The sequence below is a fragment of the Gemmatimonadota bacterium genome (genome assembly GCA_040388535.1).
Lineage (GTDB): Bacteria > Gemmatimonadota > Gemmatimonadetes > Gemmatimonadales > GWC2-71-9 > Palsa-1233.
Genome location: JAZKBR010000007.1, coordinates 212,587 through 230,674, shown reverse-complemented (window position 1 = coordinate 230,674; position 18,088 = coordinate 212,587). Strand labels below are relative to the sequence as shown.

At 65.7% G+C, this 18,088-nt stretch carries 15 protein-coding genes; 5 read left to right on the top strand and 10 right to left on the bottom strand.

Features of this window, described 5'->3' with window-relative positions:
• Both V4558_14370 and V4558_14365 read left to right on the top strand, forming a co-directional pair.
• Window positions 1-1,923 carry an acyl-CoA dehydrogenase gene (locus tag V4558_14370; GenBank protein ID MES2306692.1) on the top strand — a complete coding sequence of 641 codons (1,923 nt, stop codon included), beginning with the start codon at window positions 1-3 and terminating at the stop codon, window positions 1,921-1,923.
• Complete coding sequence (locus V4558_14365) at window positions 1,920-3,014, top strand: hypothetical protein (protein ID MES2306691.1); 1,095 nt, start codon at window positions 1,920-1,922, stop codon at window positions 3,012-3,014. Before V4558_14370 ends, V4558_14365 begins: the two co-directional genes overlap by 4 nt.
• On the opposite strand, the gene V4558_14360 is transcribed toward V4558_14365, so the two are convergent.
• The 3 genes from V4558_14360 to V4558_14350 form a co-directional block, all read right to left on the bottom strand.
• Window positions 3,011-3,415, bottom strand: coding sequence for an SCP2 sterol-binding domain-containing protein (locus tag V4558_14360; protein ID MES2306690.1), 405 nt, complete (start codon window positions 3,413-3,415; stop codon window positions 3,011-3,013). The genes V4558_14365 and V4558_14360 overlap by 4 nt on opposite strands.
• 177 nt (window positions 3,416-3,592) lie before the next feature.
• Window positions 3,593-4,369: a hypothetical protein gene (locus V4558_14355; GenBank protein MES2306689.1), complete on the bottom strand. Its 777-nt coding sequence runs from the start codon at window positions 4,367-4,369 to the stop codon at window positions 3,593-3,595.
• Window positions 4,370-4,400: 31 nt separating this feature from the next.
• Window positions 4,401-5,195 (bottom strand): DUF4097 family beta strand repeat-containing protein, encoded by a 795-nt coding sequence (locus tag V4558_14350; GenBank protein MES2306688.1) that lies wholly within the window; start codon window positions 5,193-5,195, stop codon window positions 4,401-4,403.
• A 110-nt stretch (window positions 5,196-5,305) separates the two neighbouring features.
• On the opposite strand from V4558_14350, the gene V4558_14345 reads away from it, so the two are divergent.
• Window positions 5,306-7,033, top strand: a complete 1,728-nt coding sequence (locus V4558_14345) for an amidase (protein MES2306687.1) — start codon at window positions 5,306-5,308, stop codon at window positions 7,031-7,033.
• Between the two features lie 3 nt (window positions 7,034-7,036).
• On the opposite strand, the gene V4558_14340 is transcribed toward V4558_14345, so the two are convergent.
• The 5 genes from V4558_14340 to V4558_14320 form a co-directional block, all read right to left on the bottom strand.
• Window positions 7,037-7,876 carry a DUF4097 family beta strand repeat-containing protein gene (locus tag V4558_14340; GenBank protein MES2306686.1) on the bottom strand — a complete coding sequence of 280 codons (840 nt, stop codon included), beginning with the start codon at window positions 7,874-7,876 and terminating at the stop codon, window positions 7,037-7,039.
• 15 nt (window positions 7,877-7,891) lie between these two features.
• A complete protein-coding gene (locus tag V4558_14335) occupies window positions 7,892-8,434 on the bottom strand; it encodes a hypothetical protein (GenBank protein MES2306685.1) in 543 nt (180 codons plus the stop codon).
• Complete coding sequence (locus V4558_14330) at window positions 8,424-8,996, bottom strand: RNA polymerase sigma factor (GenBank protein ID MES2306684.1); 573 nt, start codon at window positions 8,994-8,996, stop codon at window positions 8,424-8,426. The genes V4558_14335 and V4558_14330 overlap by 11 nt, the downstream gene beginning before the upstream one ends.
• Window positions 8,997-9,115: 119 nt before the next feature.
• Window positions 9,116-10,165 (bottom strand): agmatine deiminase family protein, encoded by a 1,050-nt coding sequence (locus V4558_14325; GenBank protein ID MES2306683.1) that lies wholly within the window; start codon window positions 10,163-10,165, stop codon window positions 9,116-9,118.
• 25 nt (window positions 10,166-10,190) lie between these two features.
• Window positions 10,191-11,087, bottom strand: coding sequence for a carbon-nitrogen hydrolase (locus V4558_14320; protein MES2306682.1), 897 nt, complete (start codon window positions 11,085-11,087; stop codon window positions 10,191-10,193).
• 15 nt (window positions 11,088-11,102) lie between these two features.
• Between V4558_14320 and V4558_14315 the strand changes: the two genes are divergently transcribed.
• Together V4558_14315 and V4558_14310 are read left to right on the top strand one after the other, a co-directional pair.
• Complete coding sequence (locus V4558_14315; protein ID MES2306681.1) at window positions 11,103-12,212, top strand: hypothetical protein; 1,110 nt, start codon at window positions 11,103-11,105, stop codon at window positions 12,210-12,212.
• Window positions 12,213-12,248: 36 nt separating this feature from the next.
• Window positions 12,249-14,201: an Ig-like domain-containing protein gene (locus V4558_14310; protein ID MES2306680.1), complete on the top strand. Its 1,953-nt coding sequence runs from the start codon at window positions 12,249-12,251 to the stop codon at window positions 14,199-14,201.
• Here the strand turns inward: V4558_14310 and V4558_14305 are convergent.
• Window positions 14,161-16,107 carry an alpha-amylase/4-alpha-glucanotransferase domain-containing protein gene (locus V4558_14305; GenBank protein ID MES2306679.1) on the bottom strand — a complete coding sequence of 649 codons (1,947 nt, stop codon included), beginning with the start codon at window positions 16,105-16,107 and terminating at the stop codon, window positions 14,161-14,163. The two genes, V4558_14310 and V4558_14305, sit on opposite strands and share 41 nt — an antisense overlap.
• Window positions 16,104-18,080, bottom strand: coding sequence for a DUF3536 domain-containing protein (locus V4558_14300; protein MES2306678.1), 1,977 nt, complete (start codon window positions 18,078-18,080; stop codon window positions 16,104-16,106). The genes V4558_14305 and V4558_14300 overlap by 4 nt, the downstream gene beginning before the upstream one ends.
• Window positions 18,081-18,088 lie beyond the last annotated feature (8 nt).

Sequence of the window (18,088 nt, the reverse complement as noted above, 5' to 3'; positions counted from 1 at the left end):
ATGACGCCTCCATCTGCTCGCCGCACGCCGTCACGTCCCGATCCGGTTCCGCCACGGCCGGCGCCTTTCGTCGACGTCGCCGGACTCAAGGCGCTGTTCGATGGTGAATCGGTCGGGATCCGCGACTTCCTGCGCGCCCGGCTCGCCGATCCCCGCTTCGCCTACCGCTACGGCATCTCCCATCACGAGTATCGCGAAGTGGTGCTGGAGTGGCTTCGTGAACTCGCCAAGGATGGCCTCGGCGCGCTATCGGTGGAGCCGGAGTTCGGCGGGAAGGGAGACATCCGCGGGTTCATGGCGGCGATGGAGACGCTCGGTTTTCACGATCTCTCGCTCACCATCAAGTTCGGCGTGCAGTTCGGCCTCTTTCAGGGGAGTGTCCAGCTGCTGGGCACCCGCTGGCACCACGAGCACTTCCTCCCGCGCATCGCGCGAGGCGAACTCCTCGGCGTCTTCGCGATGTCGGAGCTCGGGCACGGCTCGAACGTGCGCGATCTCGAGACAACGGCGACGTACGATCCGACCACCCAGGAATTCGTCATCCATACTCCCTCAGGGAGCGGGCACAAGGAGTGGCTCGGCAATGCCGCAGTGCACGGGCGGATGGCGACGGTCTTTGCCCAGCTGCACGTCGGTGATCAGCGGCACGGCGTTCACGCGCTGCTGGTACCGATTCGCGAGGCCGACGGCACCGTCTGCGCCGGGGTGCGGATCGGCGACACCGGCATCAAGGAAGGCCTCAACGGGGTCGACAACGGGCGAATCTGGTTCGATCAGGTGCGCGTGCCGCGCGAGCATCTGCTGAATCGTTTCGGCGATGTCTCGCCCGACGGGATCTATTCGTCGCCAATTGCGAATCCCGCACGACGCTTCTTCACGATGATCGGTACGCTGGTCGGTGGCCGCATCACCATTGCGCTGTCGGCACTGTCGGCCGCCAAGAGCGCGCTCACCATTGCCGTACGCTATGGCAATCGCCGGCGCCAGTTCGGCGAGGAAGGGCGTCCGGAGACGTTGCTGCTCGACTATCGCACCCATCAGCGTCGCTTGCTGCCGGCTCTCGCGACGGCAGTCGTGCTCGATCTCGCACTGTCACGACTCGTCGATCGCTTTGTGACACGGAAGGAGAGCGAGAGCAGGGAACTCGAAGGGCTCGCGGCCGGTCTCAAGGCGTATGCCTCGTGGGCGGCGCAGGAGGCGATCACTGATGCGCGCGAGTGCTGCGGCGGCCAGGGATATCTCGCCATCAACCGGATCGCGGTGCTGCGGGGCGATATCGATGTCTGGACGACGTTCGAGGGCGACAACACCGTCCTGATGCAACTGCTCGCGAAGGCGCTGCTCACTGGGTACAAAGAGGAGTTCGCCGAACTCGGCGTCATCCGCCTGATGACTCGCCGCGCACGTGCCGTGCTCAAATCGATGAACCCGGTCAGTGCCCGGCGCGATGATGAAGATCACCTCCGCGACCCCGAGCAGCAGCTCGACCTGCTCCGCTACCGCGAGGAACGGCTGCTCGATGGTGCCGCCCGACGGATTCGCGCGGGAATGAAGAAGGGTGATCCGGGAGCCACGATGCAGGACGTGCAGGACCACCTGATGCACCTCGCGACCGCGCATGTTGAACGGGTGGCATTCGAAGCGGTCCAGCAGGAGGTCCAGCGGGCCAATCGTTCGCTGCGACCGGTGCTGGCGCTGGTCCGTGACACCTTCTGGGCCACGCGCGTCGAACGCGATCTCGGCTGGTTCCTGATGAACGGCGTGGTCGAGACTCCCAAGGCCAAGGCGATCCGGTATCTGGTGAACAACTGCATGCAGGAGATGCGACCGGTCGCGGAACAGATCACCCAGTCCTTTGCCATTCCCGATGCGGTACTCGCCGCACCGATTGCCTTTGATCCTCTTCCCACGGCACACTCGTGAAACGCCTCCTGTTGCTCGCGTTCCTTCCGCTGCCGATGCAGGCGCAGGCGCTACCGACCCTGACACCCTTGCCGGTGGCGGCCTCGTTGCAGGAGCTCGATTTCCGCATCGATCCACGCATTGCACTCGAGAAGTCTGGTTGCCTGGCAATGTTCAATGCCGACGATGCAGTGGTGCTCTGCGCGGACATGGCGACCGGAACGACGCGCTCGGTCGGCCACAAGGGAAGCGGACCCGGCGAGTTCCGGCTGGCGGGCCCGATCGTCGCCCGGCCCGGGGGCGGCGTGGTCGCCTACGATCAGGCCAATGCACGGATGTCGCTCATCTCGTCGGCCTGGAAGATCGAGCGCTCAGTGTCGGTACCGGGCATTATGCTCGGCGTCTATCAGGTCGTGGGTGATTCGATCTACGGGCTGGGCGTCCCGACGAATTCCAACGATGCCCCGGTGGCCGGCAAGCCTGCGACGCAGGGCCAGTCGCTCGTCGCGGTATCGTTGACGAGCGGCAAGAGTGTCGCGCACTTTGCGCCGATCGCTGCCGACTCGGCCGGCCATTTCGTTGACCCGAATCTCAAGATGGTTACGCCGTTCGCCACCGCGGTGCTGCCTCGTCGTGCTGGCGGCTGGTACTTGCCGGCGCCACGCGACCATATGGTCTTCGTGCTCGATGCCAAGGGGATCAAGCGGCTGACGATGAGCCGCCCAGGGATGCCGCCAGAGTTCATGACCAAGGCGGAGAAGGCCCGGGTGGAGGAGCAGCTGGCTACTCAACTCAAGGGCGCGACAGCGGAGCAATTGAAGGCCGCGCACGCAATCATCGACCCGCTGCTCAAGAGGCCGAAGGCCCAGATCACGGTGACAGCGATTGCCGAGGATGGGGCAGGGCGACTGTGGCTAGCGACGCCGCGGATTCGCTCCGACAGCACTGAAGTCGATGTCTTCAGCGGTGCGGGGAAATTCCTCGGGACCCGCCGGATTCCTGGTAATGTCACCGGCTTGCTCGTGCAGGGCGATCAGATGGTCGGAGTCGTGGAGTGGCTCGCCGGCGATCGCGAAGGGATGCAGGGAATCGTCCGCTACCGCGTTCGCTAGCCCGCCGTCTCTTCCCCCGCAGCCGCGGCCGCCAGCAATTCGGCGGCCGCGCGCGCGTGCGGGATCAGTGCAAAGACCTCACCCTTGGTGAGCTTGAGCTTGCCAGTCATTGCCGCCATCGCCGGCGTCGTTTCGGCGCTCACGAGTGCCTGCCAGACGCGCGGCGCGGCAGTCAGCACGAACTCGGCGGGCTCGAAATCGGTGGCGTCGCCGGGCCGGGCCTCGAGGCACTTGCCGCCTGCGATGCGAACCCAGGTTCGCCGAAGCGATTCGGCCCCCTCCTCCTCGACGAGCAGCAACGATCCCGACCAGTCGGCCGCGGCATCCGCAAAGCGAGTGGAGCTGTTGAGGAGTGATTGCCAGCGCGCGGCGCCTGCGACGGAGAAGAGGTCAGTAGCCATGCGGGAAGGTTAACAGACTAGAGACTAGAGACTAGAGACTAGAGACTAGAGACTAGAGACTAGAGACGATTGTCGCCCTGAGCGCAGCGAGGGGGCGTGGCCTTCGTACCACCCGAAAGCTCCGCCCCCTCACTTCGTTCAGGGTGACAACCCCTGATCCAGACTCCAGTCTCTCTGCTACCGCTTCCGCAGCGTGATCCCGCCGTTCACCGTCTCGATCTTCAGCGACCGGCCGCCACCGCTGCCAATCGTCCCGCGGAACGACTTCGGACCCCACTTCCCCTCGATGGTGATCGGAAAGGCCGTGGTCACGCCACCATTCACCGTCTCACCGCTGATCTCCGCGGCGAAGTTGGCGGGGAAGGTGAGGTCGACGCCGCCATTCACGGTCTCGACATTGAGTGTCCCCTCCCAGTTGGCGCGGGAGAAGGTGGCCCGGACCTGACCATTCACGGTGCTCAGTGACGTCGCATTGGCACCATCGAATTCGAGGGAGCCATTCACGGTTTCGGCACGGACTTCCGATTCGACACCGGTGATCACGATGCCGCCATTGACGGTCTCGACATTGAGCCGGACGCCGGCGGGGACGCGCACCTCGTATTGCATCGTCACTTCGAGGCGGTCCTTGCCACGCCAGTTGTCGTCGTTGTGGCCATTGTCCTTGCAGCCAGTCCGGTTCGGGTTGCGATTGAGGTAGATGGTGCAGACACGCACCTCGCCACCGCTCTCCTCCATCACTGCCTTGACCAGGTCACCGTCGCCGCGCTTCACGGTCTTGGTCACGATGATCTCGGCGGTGCGGCCGGTTCCCTGGGTCGCCCGAACTTCGCCGTTGATGTTCTCGATGACGAGCCGGGAACCGGTCGACATCTCCTTGGTGAATCGGGTCTCCTGGGCGGCGAGCGGAGCGGCCGCGACCAGCAGGCCCAGGGCCAACGTCAGATTGCGCATCGTGCAGATTCCTCGGGTGATGGAGTAGGTCTTACCGGCGGCGGAGCGTGATGTCGCCATCAACGCTGCCGAGTCGAAGTGCGCGAGTGGCGCCGCTGCCAATGGTGCCCTGGATGGAGCGCGGCCCCCACTTGTCCTTGATCGTCAACGGGAAGTCGCTCCGGAACGAACCATCCACGGTCGAGCCGCGAATCTCGAGTGCGATATCCGCCGGGAGCGACACTTCGATCGAGCCATCCACGGTATTCATCGCGGCGTCGGCATTCCAGGCCCCGCTGCTGATGGTCGCCCGGATATCGCCGTCGACCGTGTTGAGCTTGTACGGCGCGACGCCTTCGTAGGTAATGTCGCCATCGACCGTGTTGATCGTCGCCGCCACGTCCACTCCGCGGACATCCACGTTGCCGTCTACCGTGTGCACCCCGAGGACTGCGCCGGCGGGGAGTCGCACGACATAGCTCATTTCGATGTCATAGTTGTCATTGTCGCGCCAGCTATTTCGACGACGCTCACCACCATTGCAGGTGTCGCGATCGGGCTCGTCCCGATGCAGGTAGATGGTGCAGACCTTGTAGCCGTCGCTGGTCTGCTCCATGACCGCCTTCACCCGAGAGGCATCGCCACGACGGACGTGCTTGGTCGCGATGATTTCCGCCGTGCGGCCCTCGCCCCGGGTAACCGAAACGTCGCCATCGATGGTCGAGATGTCGAGGTGCTGCCCGGCCCGAAGCGTGGGCGAGAATCGGGTCTCCTGGGCCGGGAGGGCGCGACCGGCCGCGAGGGTGGCCAGCGCGAGAGCGAGGGTAGTGACGAGAGCTGTCCGCATGCAGCGCGTCCTTGGCTGAGAGTGGCACTGTACTGATCTTCCGGTCTGACGTCTTCAGCCCTGACAAGGGTTGCAGCCGCCCCGCCCGCCGCCAACCCGGAGCCCAGCCGATGTCCGCATCCGTCGATCGCCGAGCCTTTCTCGCCCTGGCCGCCGCGCTTGGGGTTCCGCTTCCGGGCCTCACCCGGGAGGCTCCGGACGAAGCTCTGGCCGGGGCAGGCGCCTCGCCAATCACCAAAGAGCAGGTCGCGGCGGCCGAGGCGCTCTTCGGGCTCGAATACACCGACGCCGAGCGCGAGATGGTCCTCCGGAATCTCGAGAATTTCCTCCGCAACTATGACGCGATCCGGAAGGTGCCGCTCGAGAACGGCGTTCCGCCGGCCTTCCGATTCGAGCCGGTCCCGGTGGGGGGCGCTCCCCGACCGCAGCCGAAACCGACAGCCACCAGGCGGCCGGTCCGGCGTGCCCCTGTCGCCCCTCCCGGTTCCGAGCCGGACTGGGCCTATGCCGGCGTCGCGACGCTCAGCCAGCGCATCCACGCTCGTCAGGTCACCTCGCGACAGCTGGTCGAGCGCTCGCTCGCCCGGCTCACGCAGTATGGACCGGATTTGCACTGCGTCATCAACCTCACCTCCGACCGCGCGCTGAAGCAGGCCGACCTCCTGGATGCCGAGGCAAAGGCGGGCAAGTTTCGCGGACCGCTGCACGGCATCCCGTACGGGGCCAAGGACCTCTTCGCCGTACCCGGCTACCCCACGACCTGGGGCTCGCCGATCTATCAGAACCAGATGCTGGAACAGACCGCCGCCGTCGTCGAGCGGCTGGATGCAGCGGGCGCCGTACTGGTGGCCAAGACATCACTGGGCGAGTTCGCGCAGGGCGATGTCTGGTTTGGCGGGATGACGCGGAATCCGTGGAACACCGAGGTCGGGTCGAGTGGGTCCAGCGCGGGGTCCGCCAGCGGCGTCTCGGCTGGACTCTTCCCGTTCGCGATCGGCACCGAGACCCTCGGCTCGATCGTCTCTCCGTGCAGCCGTTGCGGAGTAAGCGGTTTGCGCCCCACCTACGGTCGCGTTTCGCGATTCGGCGCGATGACGCTCTCGTGGACGATGGACAAGATCGGCCCGATCGCGAGAAGCGCAGAAGATCTCGCGCTCGTCTTTGCAGCGATTCACGGGGCGGATCCGCGTGATCCTTCGTCGCGAACCCTGCCGTTCGACTTCGACCCGGCGCTGCCGCTCAAGCAGATTCGCATTGGCGTCCATCCGGCGATGACCCAGCCTGCGCCGGCCGGGAACGCCGCTGCGGCTGCCGCACTGGTGCTCAACCAGGCTGTGCTTGACGGGATGGTCAAGCAAGGGGCGACGCTCGTGCCAGTGACCTGGCCCGAAGAACTGCCGGCGTCGGCGCTCTCGCTCATCATCAGTGTCGAGGGGGCGGCGGTGTTCGATGAATTGACTCGCACCAATCAGGATGACCGAATGGTGCAGCAAACTGCCGGGGCCTGGCCCAACACCTTTCGTGGCGGGCAACTGGTGCCGGCAGTGGAGTACATCCAGGCCAATCGGGTGCGCAGTCGCGTGATCGAGTCGCTCGACAAGCTCTATCAGGACGTCGATGTGGTGATTGCGCCGACCAATGCCGGATCGGTGCTGACAGCGACCAATCTGTCGGGGCATCCGACGGCCGTGGTGCCGAGCGGATTCAGCGAGACGGGACAGCCACGAGCGGTGACTTTTGTGGCGGGATTGTGGCGGGAAGATCTGGCGTTGCGGCTCGCGCACGCGTGGCAGGTCGCCAGCGACGTGCACACGAAGCGCCCGCCGAAATTCAGCTGAGGGTCAGCGGCCGCCGGCCTTCAGCACGCGGATGTCGCCGCTGAAGGAGGAGACTTCAACGTGCGCAGCACCCTTGCCGAACACCGCCGTGAAATCATTTCCGTCGTCGTCGTTTCGGTCACCAGGACGCGTTGCCGGAATCTGGGTCAGGAATTTGCCGCTGAACAGCTCGACGGTGAACCGCGCGCTGACATCCGCAGGAAGCGTCAGCACGACGCCGCCGGCATGGCTGCTGAATTCGTAGTGCCCATCGGCCGCGAGCGGACCCTCGAACTCCAGCCCGTCGCTCACGCTCGACGCCTCGACGTGCGGAGAACGAATGCCGCGCATCCGCACCGCGCCGTTGATGCTCGAGACCTCCATCCGGCCTGTAGCATTGGTGACCGTGACGTCCCCCCCGGTGGCATCAATGCTCAGCTGCGTTCCCTTGAAGTCGCTGACGCTGATCGTTCCCGCCACGCTGGCCAACTCCAGTGCGCCGCTGCCACCGCTGACACGGATCGAGCCCTGGAAGGACTCGACCTCCAGTCGCACTGGTGCGCCATCGACGGTCACGTTCCCCGTATAGGTGCTGACCGAGACGCGCGCCCACGCGGGCAGCAGCACTTCCATCGTGCCGCCCTGGGTGCGGAGCAGGTCATCGGCGCTGATCGAAATCGTCTTGCCGTCGGTGTCCAGCGTGCCGTTCCGCACCGTGACGGCGTCCGTCGTGCCGGTGCGGATATTCACGTTGCGAGCATGCGCGTCGATTTCCACCGAGCCGCCACGCGGCAGGCGCGCGCTGGTATCGGGTTCCGACGTGCCCGAGATCAGGGCAACCGAGAGGAGCAGAGACGCGAGCATGGGTGCTTCTCCCGCTCAGCTGCGCGCCGAGGCGAGTACGGTCACGGTGCGCAAGACGTCGAGCTTCTTGCGCAGCGTGGCGGTCAGGTAACGGGCAGCACGCGGGTCGTTCGGCTCCGCCTGACGTTGCGCCGCTGCATCTCCGATAGCCTTGTCGAGCACACTGAGGGAACGGTCGAGTGACGCACGCGATGCGGGGTCGAGCTTGTCCTGTAGTGAGAGCAGGGTGACCTCAAGCTGCTTGATGGCGCTCTCGAGCGTGGTGTCAGCCGGTGAAGCGATTGAAATCACGGGCAAGCCGGTGTTCTTCGGCAAGGTGACCAGCGGCGCGGGCGGTTCGGCGCGACGAAGCACCGCGACGGTGCCGCCAACGGACGCCACCGCGATGGCGAGTCCGGCAGCCAGCGCGGTGGGCCAGCGGAGCCGCACCGTGCCAGGCACGCGTGGCTGAAGGCGCGGGGCGATTTCGGGCCAGAGGTCGGCTGCCGGCGGCGTATCGCGCAGGCCGCGAACAGCATCGGCAAGGCGCGGGTCGAGTTCATCGGATTCAGTAGCCATCGAGCATTCTCCTCAACGCGGCGCGAGCCCGCGACAGCTGTGACTTCGAGGTCCCGGGGACGAGCCCGAACTGCACGGCAATCTCCTCGTGGGTCCATCCCTCGACATCGTGCAGAACAAAGACTTGCCGGGCCCCCTCAGGGAGCCGGGCGATGGCGGACTCGAGATCCATCGTGGTGCCTGGATGGCGGCTCTTGCTTGCCGCGAATCCGAGCGGGGTGTCATCATCGATGAACCAGGTCCGTTCGCTCTTCTGGCTCCGGCGCCGGCTCAGCACCACGTTGACCGCCAGCCGGTGCAGCCAGGTGCTGAAGGCACTCTCGGCCCGGAAGGTCGGCAGTTTGTCCCAGGCCCGGATGAAGACATCCTGGGTCAGGTCATCCGCCGCATCGGGACCCGCCATCCGCCGGACCAGGGTATGGATCCTGGCGACGTGGCGGCGATAGAGTCGTGCGAAGGCCCCCTCATCCCCACTGGCCGCACGGCGAACCTCGACCGATTCGAGGTCGAGTGTCGGGGTGCCTGCGAGCGGCGTGGTCAGGGTCATCGCGTGGCTAGTCACGTGAGCTAGGATGGGGCAGGGACCGGAAAGGTTGCAAGTCTGGAACGAGAAGGGTGAAGGGGGAAGGGAGAAGCGAGAAGCTCGGGCTCCCTCGACTCTGCCCGCTTCGAAGGCTCCGCTCAGGGCAACAGGCCCTCGCCCATCTCCCTTCTCGCTTCTCCCTTCTCGTTTATCTCAGGCCACTGCTGTGTCAGGCAATGAAACGCCCCGAGGCCCCAGATCAGTTCGGTGCAGTCGATCGGGACCACCCGGCGGGTCGGGAAGAGCCCCTGGAGCGTGGCCTGAGCCTCCGCATCTCGCGCGGGGTCGTAGGTCGGCAGCAGGACCACGTCGTTGCCGATATAGAAGTTGGCATAGGAAGCGGGGAGGCGCTGCTCCTCGTAGACCACGGCCCGCGGCATCGGCAGGGTCACGATCCGGAGCGGGTGGCCGTCCTGATCGGTCATCGACTGCAGCCGGCGGAGATTGTCCTGCAGCAATTCGTAGTTCTCGTCGCGCGGGTCCTCTTCTAACACGGTGACGACGGTCGCCTCATCGGTGAAGCGGGTGATGTCGTCGATGTGACCATCGGTGTCGTCGCCCACGATGCCATCACCGAGCCAGAGAATGTGGCGGACCCCCAGCCAGTCACGAAGCCGGGTTTCGATCTCCTCGCGAGAGAGGTCGGGATTGCGATTGGGGTTGAGCAGGCACGCTTCCGTCGTAAGCAAGGTGCCGCGCCCGTTCACATCGATCGAGCCACCTTCCAGGATCATCCCCGGATGCGACACCGGAATGCCGAACTCGGCACCGATGCGCGTGGGGATCACGTCGTCGAGATCAAACGGCGGGTACTTGCCGCCCCAGGCATTGAAGCCCCAATCGAGGATGCGCTGCTCGTTGCCGCGTTGCACGAAGATCGGGCCGTGATCGCGACACCAGGCGTCGTTGGTAGGATTGTGGTGGAAGAAGACGTTGTGCGTCGCCACCTTGGCCGCCGCCAGCACGGCGCGTGCGTCGCGCTCCATCTCGGCGTCGGTCACATTGACGTGCACTTCTTCGCCGGGCGTGAGATGACGGATCATCTGGGCGATGACCGGCAGCACCGGCGCGAAGTTGCCCGGCCACGATGACTCGCGATGCGGCCACGACAGCCAGGTGCCGCGATGCCGGGCCCACTCGGCGGGCATCCGGAATTCGAGTGCGGCGAGCGACTCAGTCAATGTAGCGCTTGGTGATATCGCTGTAGGCGTCGATGCGACGGTCGCGCAGGAACGGCCAGTGGGTGCGCACCACATCGACTGCCCCGAAATCACAATCGGCCACAAGGACTTCCTCGTCCTGTCCCGCCTTGGCGAGAATCCGGCCGTTGGGGTCGGCGATGAAGGAGCCGCCCCAGAACTCGATCCCTTGCGCACCGGCTTCGCTGCCCGGGAGCACTTCGTGCCCCGTCCGGTTGACGCTGCAGACGAAGACCCCATTGGCCACCGCGTGGCTCCGCTGGATCGTCTCCCAGGCGCCCTGCTGCCGCTCGCCGTACTCGCTCTTCTCGGCCGGGAGCCAGCCGATCGCGGTCGGGTAGAACAGAATCTCTGCACCGGAGAGCGCCGTGAGCCGCGCGGCCTCCGGATACCACTGGTCCCAGCAGATCAGGACGCCGATCTTGCCGACCGCGGTCTGCCAGGTCCGGAAGCCGAGATCACCAGGCGTGAAGTAGAACTTCTCGTAGAATTGCGGGTCATCCGGGATGTGCATCTTCCGGTACTTGCCGAGGTAACTTCCATCGGCATCAATGACCGCGGCAGTGTTGTGGTAGAGGCCTTCAGCGCGCTTTTCGAAGAGCGAGGCCACCAGCACGACGCCCAGTTCCTTCGCCACCGCCGACAGCCTGGCAGTGCTGGGGCCAGGGATCGGTTCGGCCAGCTTGAAGAAGTCGTGGTCCTCGCGCTGGCAGAAGTAGTACCAGCCGAAGAGTTCCTGCAGGCAGACGAGCTGGGCGCCCTTGGCGGCCGCCTCGCGGATCCCTGCGATGGCGCGGTCGAGGTTCCCGGCGGGATCGCCGCCGACCCGCTGCTGGACCAGTCCGACCCGGACAATGCGCGAAGTAGTCATAGGGGCACTAAAATAGTGGCTCGCCCCCATTCCCGCCGTGAGGTCTCCATTCGTCCCCTGGCACTCGTTCCGCTCGCCGCCACCCTGTCGCTGGTTGCCGTCGTGCCACTGGCCGCGCAACGGATCGACTGGCGAACCCGGGCGGTCTTCTACGGAGACAACACCGAATTCTTCACCTCGTATCGGGTCGGCGAGACCATCCTCGGGGGGCAGCTCTCGAGCTGGATCGAGGCGTCCACCGGCCGCCGGACCGAAGTGCGGGTGGGGCTCTTCGCTGACCGGCGGTGGGGGTCGGAGCAGTTCACCGATTCGGTGAAGCCGCTGCTCTCCTTTCGCTACGCCACCCGGCACTCGCAGGCGGTCCTCGGCTCCCTCGAGACGGTGCGACGGCACGGACTTCTCGAGCCGATCATGGTGACCACGCGCGAGCTCACCACGCCGGTGGAGTACGGCCTGCAGTACATCGAGACCCGGGGAGCCTTCCGCGGCGAGAGCTGGGTCAACTGGCAAAAGCTCAACACCCCGTCGCAGCGAGAACAGTTCGAGGTCGGGGTCACGGCGCGGCTCGATGCCACCGACTGGCTCGCGCTTCAGGGGCAGCACCTCTGGTATCATCGTGGTGGTCAGCTCTACAATGCCGGCGTGACGACCAGCAACAACCGGGTGACGGCGTTTGGCGCCACACTGCATCGCCGGATCGATCACCTGGGCGAGTCGTCGCTTGCCGCGTGGCAGTTCTTCAGCAACGGGCACATTGATCCGGAGTACCCGGTCGACCGACCGAAAAACGGCCATGGCACCTGGCTCCGGGCTGGGGTCACGCCGTTGCGGCGCACCGAACTCTTCGCGTTGCACTGGATCGGCAAGGACTTCAGCGGTGATGCCGGCGACAACAACTACAACTCGACCGGACACGACCCGAACTTCTATCGCTCGCACCGCACCTATACCGAGATCGGCGTGCTGCATCGCACCCCGGTGGAGGGGGGCGTCACCCTCGATGCCGAAGTACGCTGGCACCGGATTGATCACGAAAAGAGCGTCGCCTTCTTCGGCACGCCGTGGGAACTGTCGTACCGAGTGGTTGTTCGTGCGCCGATCGACGTGGCGCTCCGTCGTCGTTGATCTACCCGCTTCACCTGCTTGAACCCTGGAGGAAAGATGCTGTTTCTGGTACTGGGTGCCTTGATGCAACAGACGCCGCCGCAGGCGGTTCGACTCGAAGTCACCCCCGCTGCGGCGCAGGTGCAGGTCGGACAGACCGTGAAGGTGTCGGGGAAGGCGTTCGATGCCGCGGGGAAGCCGCTGCCGAACGCGCCGATCTTCTACTTCACCGGCGGCGATGAAGGGAGTGTGGATTCGACCGGGCTGGTGGTCGCGGGGTACGCCGGAAAGATCACGGTCACTGCGGTGACGCCGAAGGCCGGTGGCGGTCAGGTCACCGCGTTCTCGCGGATCACGGTATTGCCGGCGCCGCCAGCGACCATCGTGATGGAGCCGACGCCGACTCGTGCGGTGGTGGGCACGCGCTTCACTCTCACCGCGACGCCGTACTCGAAACAGAACGACATCCGCTACGACAAGGTCACCTTCGCGTCAAGCAATCCTGGTGTGCTCGCCGTCTCTGCCGATGGTCTTGCGCGTGCCGTGGCGCCGGGCCGGGCGTCGGTGATTGCGACCAGCGGGCCGGCCCGCCTTGAGCAGCCGATCCAGGTCGTGAGCGGGGCAGGGGTGAAGCTGGCACTGACCCCGGCGCGCTCTGCCGTACGCGCGGGGGATGTCATCCGCTTCGTCGCCTCGCTCAAGGATGCCAGCGGGAAAGCCATCAGCGACGCGGCGATTTCGTGGAGCGCCCAGAGCGCGACCGGCACTGCGATGATCGGCACCGACGGTCACTTCGTCGCCGAAGTGCCCGGGCAGTACACGGTGATCGCCTCGGCCGCCGGACAGCAGGCCGAAGCGCTGGTCGAGGTCTCCCTGCGCGATGTCGGGCGTGGCTTGCAGGTGCTGGGCCGGGTGCCGCTGAAGTTCTCGACCGCCGAAGTCTGGGTGCATCCGAACGGGCAGTGCGCCTACCTGAGCACGATTGCCGACCGGGTCTACGCCATCGATGTCTCGAATCCGGGCGCGCCGAAGATCGTCGACTCGATGATGACGAATGCTCGCATCGTCAACGACGTGATGACGACGGAGGATGGCAAGTACGGCGTCTTCTCGCGTGAGGGCGCGTCGGATCGCAAGAACGGCATTGTCGTCTTCGATGCCTCGAACGCCTGCCACCCGAAGCCGATTTCGGAGTACACCGCGACGCTCTCTGGTGGTGCGCACTCGTCGTATGTCGCCAAGGGATACGCCTACGTCACTGACGACGCGACCGGGTCGATCCGGGTCATCGATATTCGTGATCCGCTTCATCCCCGGGAGGCCGGTCGCTGGGAAGCGCAGCAGACCGTGGCCGGTCGCTATGTCCACGACGTGATGGTGCTCGACGGACTGGCCTATCTCTCGTACTGGAACGACGGCCTGATCATTCTCGATGTCGGCAACGGGATCAAGGGCGGATCGCCCGAGAAGCCGGTCCTCGTGTCGCAGTTCAAGTACGACCTGAACCGGCTCTACTCGCGGGTGGAGCAGCTCTACGGCCTCGGCGCCCGCGGCACTCACACCGCCTGGCGTCACAAGAACTATGTCTTCATTGGTGATGAGGTCTACGCCGAGAAGCAGATGGAAGGGCTGAAGGACGGCAACAATCTCACCTTCGGACGTCTGCAGGTCATCGATGTGACGAACATCGAGAAGCCGAAGCTGGTCGCGTGGTACGAGCCGACTGATGGTGGGGTGCACAACATCTGGGTCGAGGGCGACTCACTCTACCTGGGCAATTATCAGGGTGGGGCGCGAGTGCTCGATGTCAGCGGCGAGCTAAAGGGCGACCTGCTGCGTCAGGGGCGAGAGATGTCGTGGATGCTCACGTCGGACTCGCTTGGCATGCGTCCGCGGGCAACTTTTGCGTGGGGTGCGGTGGTCAAGAATGGCGTGATCTTCGTCCCCGACATCAATACGGGGCTCTGGATCATGAAGCTGGCGCCGAAGCGGCCGGACGTCGTGCCGTGACGCTGGCCTGGCCGGCGCTCAGGGGCCAGCGCAGCACCACCGCTGTCCCCTGAACGGTCCGGTCGAAGCCGCGCTCGCTCTTGGCGACGGTTTCGATCGGGTACTCCCAGCGTTCCGCGCCGGGCGCCTCGATCTCGAGTGGGGCGGACATGGAGATTTCTGTGGCAAACCAGCCCCCGGTCGAGCGATGCTCGTCGGGGGCAAGCCATTGCCAGTCGCAATGCACGGTGCCGTCGGCGTCGAACCGCAGGCGTTTCGCCAGGTCATTACACGTCAGCTCGACCGACACCGCATCCGGGTCGACCTGCCAGCTCGCGGCGAGCGTCGCCACGGCCCACGAGTGGAGGACCGGAACCGTGCCGGCAATGAAGTCATCACGTGTTGAGGTGGCGGCGATCAACCGGTCGACGAACATCGCTCGCGTCTCGCGATCAATCGGCGGTCGCTCGGTGAGCGCTTCGAGATCGTGGATCGACGGTGCTCCTGCGACATCGTGGAGCACCGGCTCAACCGCCCCGTGCGTGACCGTCGTGACCGTCACGTGATACGCCTCTTCGTGACGGGTCATCGCATTGAGCAGGTTCTCGCGGGCATCGAGGTCGAGGAGGAACTCCACGGCGCCGCCGCGATGCGGTGCCACGAGTGCGCTGAGCCGGGACGAGTGGATCCAGAGTTCCGGATGGCCGTCGGCATCGAGATCCAACGATTCGGCGGCGAGTGGTTCGCCGACACGAAGGAGGCTCTCGGCCGTGGCCAACTGGTGCCAGATGGCGCCGCGAAGAAAATCGAGGTAGAGGCCACCAAAGACGCCATGCCAGTAGGCGTCGTTGCACTGGGCTCTCCCGATGGCACGTCTGGCCTCGACCGGCTCGCCGCGATCGCGACAGAGCGCCGAGAGCGCGAGCATCAGTTTGTGCATCCGGTTGGACTCGGGGTACTTCACCAGAAAGTTCCGCCAGTGCGAGCCGCGCAACAGGCCGCCTTCGATTCCCGCCAGCCGGCTCGGTCCCCACTCATCTTCGAGCCGCAGCAATGCACGCGATGGGACGGGTGGAAGCGACCAACCTTCCATCTCGCGGTACGAGGCCGACGGCAGATAGGCGAGCCCGCCCGACGGCGTCGCGTCGAGCGCATCCTCGAAGCGTGACAGGATGACCTCGCCACTTTCTCGCAGTTCGCGAAGCGTCGCGAGGAAGCGCTCCATCCAGCCATCGGCGTAGACCCACTGCCGAGTGCCGGGCCAGCCGCCGAATTTTTCGCCATCGTCGGCGAGCACCGCGAGCTGGTGGCCGTCGGCGCGGAGCGAGCGCAAGTACGCTGCAAGCTCCTCCGGCGGGCGGAACGGCACCAGGTAGCGGAGCTTCTCGTCGATCGGGAAGAGTGCCAGCCGGTGGCCACCGGATTCCGTCAGAAAATGCTGATGCAGCTGCTCGCGCGCGAAGCCGCTGACGACGAAATGCCGATCGTCGACAATCGCGAACCGAATGCCGGCGGCAGCGAGTTCTTCGGGTAGCGTGGGCTCCCAGACGCGCTCGGTGAGCCAGAGGCCGCTCGCCACGGCGCCGAAGCGTCGAACGAGATGTTCGCGATGCCGGAGGACCTGCTCGATCCGATCGGCCCGCGGCAAGACCGCGAGGATCGGCTCATCGTGCCCCGCAGCGAGCAGCTCGAGATGCCCATCGGCCACGTACCGGCCGATTTCGTCGACGAACTCGGGCGCGTTGTCGTCAAACCACTCGAGCAGCGGACCCGAGAGATGCAGGGCGACCGGCCACGCTTCCCCGGCCATCAGGGCGCGCAGCAACGGGCGATACACCTCATCGAGATGCTGTTCGAACACCGACCGGAAATTCCCTACCGGCTGGTGCAGATGCAGGCCGAAGCAGAAGCGGAGCGGCGCGCTCACGGCGCGTCCGGCAGCGCGAGCGAGAGTCGGGTCGCCAGCGTGGTCCGCGCCGCGCTCGCTGGATGGCCGCTCAGCCGTTCGAACGCCTCGACGCGAACATCGTCCGGAATGAAGATTTCGTCGAGGTCGTAGAGATCGAGCACGGCATGGAGCACGATGCCGGCGTCCTCGACGCCATCGCGGTCGATCAGGGCCCAGGCGCCGGCGAGTGCAAGCAGGCGAGCGGAATCATGGTCGAAGATGCCGTCGCGCAGCTGGTCACGTTGTAGTGGCGACAGGGTGGCCTCGAAGACCATCGGCCGCGCCACCTGCAGGAGCAGGGTGCGCACCGGACCAGGGTATGCGCTGATCGGAATGGTGCGGTCGTCCTTGTATGGCTCATCGAGCGGATGCACGCGCGCCAGGATCGGAACGACACCGAGGGTCTCGGTCTCGGCCTGCCAGCGATACTCACGACCGGTGGTGCGATGATGCGTCACGATCTCGTCGCCTTCGAGTCGCCAGGTATGCGAAGGGAGGTCGAGGTCATCAAGGGCATCCGGGCGGACATCGCGCAACGCGGCGAGTCCGGCCGCGAGGCGGGCCGGGCCATCTGCCTCGGCGAGCACATCACGGAACCAGATCGCCACCCCATCGCCCTTGGTGGGGTCGTTGCTGATGGCGCGCCCGAGGGCTGAGAGAAGCGCGGTCTCGAGCGGCTGGTGGAGCGAGTGCGGCAGGAATTCGATGGCGCGCGCGGCGTGGCGCAAGTCGATCCGCGGTTCGATCCGCGCGATGTCGTCGAAGAACCAGCCGCAGGAGGTGAACATCGCCAGCGCGTGTCGCTCGGCCTCGAGGAGTCGACGCGCGAGGACCGGCAGGTGTGCGACGCCAGCAAGGTCAGGACCCGCGGCGTCGCGTGCCTCCCAGAGATTGCCGGCATCGGCGGGCCAGGCGCTCTCGGCGACGGCGTGGACCCCCTGCGCCAGCACCTCGAGCGCCGCGCGCAAGGGAGCGCGCCACGCCTGATTGGTGGTGGGGTCCATCCGGCAGCCACAATCGATGCGCCAGCGTTCGATGCCGTGCAGGCAGCTCCACGAGGTGTTCTCGACCAGAGTGACATCGAGGCGCGGAGGGTACGCTGCGAGAAGCGCCGAATAGTTGGTCATCTCGCCTGGCGCATCGCGCTCGAGGCGATCAATCAGCGAGGCGAGTGCGAGGTCACCGAAGCGTCGATGATGTCCGAAGGTCTCGCCGTCGGTTGCGATCGCCGTGATCGAAGGGCCGCCATCGTCCGCCAGCGGAGTCTGGTGCAGTTCCGCTTCCCATCGCTCGGCATTGCTCAACGTGTCGCCGAAGGCAACCTCATGCGCCATTACCCCGTTGTAACTGAAGATCGCGAGTTCACGACCGTTCTCGCCACGCCACAAGCCCGGACGACCGTGCTGCGGCGGCGTCTCCAGCTGGTGCGGGGCGAGAACGGTGAAGCGGATTCCTTCGGCCGCGAGGACGTCGAGCGTGTCGTGATCGACGGCGGTTTCGGGCAGCCACATCCCCTCGGGATCGCGTCCGAAGCGCGCCCGGAAATCACGGATGCCCCAGCGGACTTCGGTGAGTTTGTCGCGACGCGAGGCGAGCGGCATGATGATGTGGTGATACGGCATCGCGATAGCATTGCCGAACCCGACCCGCTGGCGTGACGCGGCATCGCCGGCCTGGAAGGCGGCGCCTACTTCTGGCGCGTGCTCATCGAACCAGCGGTAGAGCGTCGCGCCCACATTGAATGAGCACCACGCATAGGCATTGAGCACGCGCCGCAGCCGACCAGCATCATCCAGCACTCGGGCGTGAGCCAGTGGCGCATAGCACTCACGGGTGATGCGCTCGTTCCAGTCGTGGTCGGGGAGGGCAGTCGGTTCGCGGGGGACGAGTTCGAGCCATGGTTCTTCGCGCGGGGGCTGGTAGAAATGCCCGTGGATGACGATGTGACGCATTGAGAAGG

What these genes read in the sequence shown, in the direction of transcription:
- V4558_14370 (MES2306692.1), top strand. Translation starts at nt 1, where the DNA reads ATGACGCCTCCATCTGCTCGCCGCACGCCGTCACGTCCCGATCCGGTT.
- V4558_14360 (MES2306690.1), bottom strand. Translation starts at nt 3,415, where the DNA reads ATGGCTACTGACCTCTTCTCCGTCGCAGGCGCCGCGCGCTGGCAATCA.
- V4558_14355 (MES2306689.1), bottom strand. Translation starts at nt 4,369, where the DNA reads ATGCGCAATCTGACGTTGGCCCTGGGCCTGCTGGTCGCGGCCGCTCCG.
- V4558_14350 (MES2306688.1), bottom strand. Translation starts at nt 5,195, where the DNA reads ATGCGGACAGCTCTCGTCACTACCCTCGCTCTCGCGCTGGCCACCCTC.
- V4558_14345 (MES2306687.1), top strand. Translation starts at nt 5,306, where the DNA reads ATGTCCGCATCCGTCGATCGCCGAGCCTTTCTCGCCCTGGCCGCCGCG.
- V4558_14340 (MES2306686.1), bottom strand. Translation starts at nt 7,876, where the DNA reads ATGCTCGCGTCTCTGCTCCTCTCGGTTGCCCTGATCTCGGGCACGTCG.
- V4558_14335 (MES2306685.1), bottom strand. Translation starts at nt 8,434, where the DNA reads ATGGCTACTGAATCCGATGAACTCGACCCGCGCCTTGCCGATGCTGTT.
- V4558_14325 (MES2306683.1), bottom strand. Translation starts at nt 10,165, where the DNA reads ATGCCCGCCGAGTGGGCCCGGCATCGCGGCACCTGGCTGTCGTGGCCG.
- V4558_14320 (MES2306682.1), bottom strand. Translation starts at nt 11,087, where the DNA reads ATGACTACTTCGCGCATTGTCCGGGTCGGACTGGTCCAGCAGCGGGTC.
- V4558_14310 (MES2306680.1), top strand. Translation starts at nt 12,249, where the DNA reads ATGCTGTTTCTGGTACTGGGTGCCTTGATGCAACAGACGCCGCCGCAG.
- V4558_14300 (MES2306678.1), bottom strand. Translation starts at nt 18,080, where the DNA reads ATGCGTCACATCGTCATCCACGGGCATTTCTACCAGCCCCCGCGCGAA.